Origin of the sequence: Sphingobium phenoxybenzoativorans (assembly GCF_001757355.1) — a bacterium.
Lineage (GTDB): Bacteria > Pseudomonadota > Alphaproteobacteria > Sphingomonadales > Sphingomonadaceae > Sphingobium > Sphingobium phenoxybenzoativorans.
On record NZ_MINO01000149.1, the window covers coordinates 1 to 3,485 of the forward strand.

Sequence of the window (3,485 nt, forward strand, 5' to 3'; positions counted from 1 at the left end):
AGCGGCGCGGCAAGGTCAGAGGCAAGCAGCCGCGCGCCCGCGCCAGTCACCGTCCGGTCGATCGCGCCGAGCAGGCTGCCGCCGCGCTGACCAGTCATCGTCTGGACAATCTCCAGGCTCTCGCGCGTCGCTGCGTCGATCGACAGATGCGTGCCCGCAGTCCGCTGCACCGGCGGGGCGAGAAAAGGCAGCGTCCCCTTCCCCGCATGATCGAGATAGGAGAGCAGGCCGGACATGGCGGAGCGTTCGGCGCGGGAGAACTGGCCGAAGCCGTCCAGCGTGGCGATGCCCCAGCAGCGGGACAGGAAGGCGTCGATCCGGCCGCTGTCGAAGGCGCTGGCCTCGAACAGATGCGCGTCCTCTAATGCGATGGTGAACGCGACGGTGTGGATGATTTCGCTGGGCCGGAGACGCGCGATTTCGGCCGATAGTTGCGATTCCGTAATGACCAGCGTTTCGAACCGTCCGGTCGAGATATCGGCGGCGGCAATACCGATCGCGCCGCCCGCCCCCCCCACCTGCGCAACCGCCGCGAGAATATTGTCGGAGCGCGAATCCAGCAGCGCATCTTCGGTCAGCGTTCCGGCCGTGACGTAGCGCACGATGGCGCGGCCGACGAGCGCCTTCGACCCGCGCGCCTTGGCCTGGGCGGGGGTTTCCGTCTGCTCCGCAATCGCCACGCGATGCCCTGCGCGGATCAGGCGGGCGAGATACATTTCCGCGCTATGCACGGGCACGCCGCACATCGGGATAGGCGCCCCCCCATGCTCCCCGCGCGATGTCAGCGCGATATCCAGCGTCGCCGCCGCCGCTTTCGCATCGTCGAAGAACAATTCGAAGAAGTCGCCCATGCGATAGAAAAGCAGGCAATCCTCCGCCTCTGCCTTCAGGGCGAAATATTGCACCATCATGGGCGTCATGGCTGCAGGAGTGGGTTGAGCGGCGGGCTGATCCATTGTGCGCAGCGATAGCGGGTCGGCCGCCGGATCGAAAGAGGATAGAAATTGACGGCTTACGCTTGTCGAATTGGCAAAAATGCCGCTAGGGCAGGCATGAACGCAGCAATGCAGTTATGAACCCCGCTGATGGGCGAGATATGACCGAAAAATCCAACGTCGAATTTTCCGAGCGCGAAGCTCTCTTTTTCCATTCGGCCGGCCGGCCGGGCAAGATCGAGATCATTGCATCGAAGCCGATGGCGACGCAGCGCGACCTTTCGCTCGCCTATTCCCCCGGCGTCGCGGTGCCGGTGCGCGCGATCGCGGAGGACCCGGCATGCGCCTATGACTATACCGCCAAGGGCAATCTGGTCGCGGTGATTTCCAACGGTACGGCGATCCTGGGCCTGGGCAATCTGGGCGCGCTGGCGTCCAAGCCGGTGATGGAAGGCAAGTCGGTGCTGTTCAAGCGGTTCGCCGACGTCGATTCCATTGACATCGAAGTCGGGACCGAAGACCCGCAGGCGTTCATCGATGCGGTCGCCCTGCTGGAACCCAGCTTTGGCGGCATCAACCTTGAGGACATCAAGGCGCCGGAATGCTTCATGATCGAAGCCGCGCTGAAAGAGCGGATGAACATCCCGGTCATGCATGACGACCAGCATGGCACGGCGATCATCTGTGCGGCGGGCCTGATCAACGCGCTGCACCTGACCGGCCGGGACATCCGCAACGTGTCCGTGGTGGTGAACGGTGCGGGCGCGGCGGCCATCGCCTGCACCGAACTGATCAAGGCGATGGGCGTTCCCGCCGACCGCGTGATCATGTGCGACCGGTCCGGCGTCATCTATCAGGGCCGCACCGAGAGCATGGACCAGTGGAAGTCCGCCCATGCGACCAAGACCGAAGCGCGCACCCTGGAAGAAGCGCTGAAGGGCGCGGACGTGTTCCTGGGCCTGTCGGCCGCAGGCGCGCTGAAAGGGCATATGGTCAAGGAGATGGCGGACAAGCCGATCATCTTCGCCATGGCCAATCCCGACCCGGAGATCACGCCGCCCGACGCAAAGGCGGTGCGCCCCGATGCGATCATCGCCACCGGCCGGTCGGACTATCCCAACCAGGTCAACAATGTGCTGGGCTTCCCGTTCATCTTCCGCGGCGCGCTGGATGTGCGGGCCACGGCGATCAATGAGGAAATGAAGATCGCCGCCGCGCAGGCCATCGCCGCCCTCGCCCGCCAGCAGGTGCCGGAGGAAGTCGCGAAAGCCTATGGCAAGCTGCACAGCTTCGGCAACGACTATATCATCCCCGCGCCCTTCGACCCGCGTTTGATGGAGGTCGTCTCCGCCGCCGTGGCGCAGGCCGCGATGGATACCGGCGTGGCGCAGAAGCCGATCGCCGACATGGACGCCTATCGCGAGTCGCTGAAGGCCCGACTCAATCCCACGACCTCCGTCCTGACGCTCGCCTATGAAGGCGCGCGCGCGGAACCCAAGCGCGTGGTCTTTGCCGAGGCCGAGGAAGAAGTGATGCTGCGCGCGGCGATCCAGTTCCGCGACGGCGGATATGGCATCCCGGTGCTGGTCGGGCGGCAGGACGTCTATGACCGGCTGCGGGCGCTGGGCGTTTCCGACCCGCACAGTTTCGAGGTGCACAACAGCGTCAATTCGCCGCTGGTCCCCGCCATGGTCGACCTGCTGTACCAGCGGTTGCAGCGCCGGGGCTATCTGCGCCGCGACTGCGAGCGGATGGTGAACCGCGACCGCAATATCTTCGGCGCGCTGCTGCTGCGCCTGGGCGAAGCGGATGCGATGATCACCGGCGTCACCCGCACCTATGCGCAGTCGATGCGCGAGGTGCGGCGCGTGATCGGCCCGGTGGAAGGGCGCACGGCATTCGGCATCCATGTGCTTGTCGGCCGCAGCCACACGGTGTTCATGGCCGACACCACGGTCAACGAACGGCCGACCGCGCAGGAACTGGCCAACATTGCCGAGGGCACGGCCGCCGTCGCCCGCCGCATGGGGCATGAACCGCGCGTCGCCTTCCTCTCCTACTCAACCTTCGGCAATCCGATGGGCGAATGGCTGAGCAATGTGCGCGAGGCGGTGTCGATCCTCGACACGCGCAATGTCGATTTCGAATATGAGGGCGAGATGGCGCCGGACGTGGCGTTGAATCCGGCCGTCATGAAAAGCTTCCCGTTCAGCCGCCTGTCCGGTCCCGCGAACGTGCTGATCATGCCGGGCCTGCAGTCCGCCAATATTTCGGCGAAGCTGCTGCGCGAACTGGGCGGGGACTCCGTGATCGGGCCGATGCTGGTCGGCATGGAAAAGCCGGTGCAGATCGCAACGATGGGATCGACCGCATCGGAACTGGTGACGCTGGCGGTGCTGGCGGCGGGCGGCATCGCGCTCTGATTGAGGCGATGCCGGCTATGGCTGTTTTCCGTGGCATGTTGCCGTCGTGCCAGGCTTGACCCGGTATCTATCAGCTCGACTGTAGAGCATTCAGGCAATGATTGCGGCTCATGGATCCCGCATCAGG

2 protein-coding genes are annotated in these 3,485 nt (G+C 65.0%); one reads left to right on the plus strand and one right to left on the minus strand.

Features of this window, described 5'->3' with window-relative positions:
• Positions 1–911, minus strand: a 911-nt coding sequence (locus tag BHQ40_RS24330; RefSeq protein WP_494338035.1) for a MutS N-terminal domain-containing protein, incomplete at its 3' end; no start/stop codon positions are given.
• Positions 912–1,096: 185 nt separating this feature from the next.
• Here BHQ40_RS24330 and BHQ40_RS24335 point away from each other — a divergent pair.
• Positions 1,097–3,358, plus strand: a complete 2,262-nt coding sequence (locus BHQ40_RS24335; RefSeq protein ID WP_070158265.1) for an NADP-dependent malic enzyme — start codon at positions 1,097–1,099, stop codon at positions 3,356–3,358.
• Positions 3,359–3,485 lie beyond the last annotated feature (127 nt).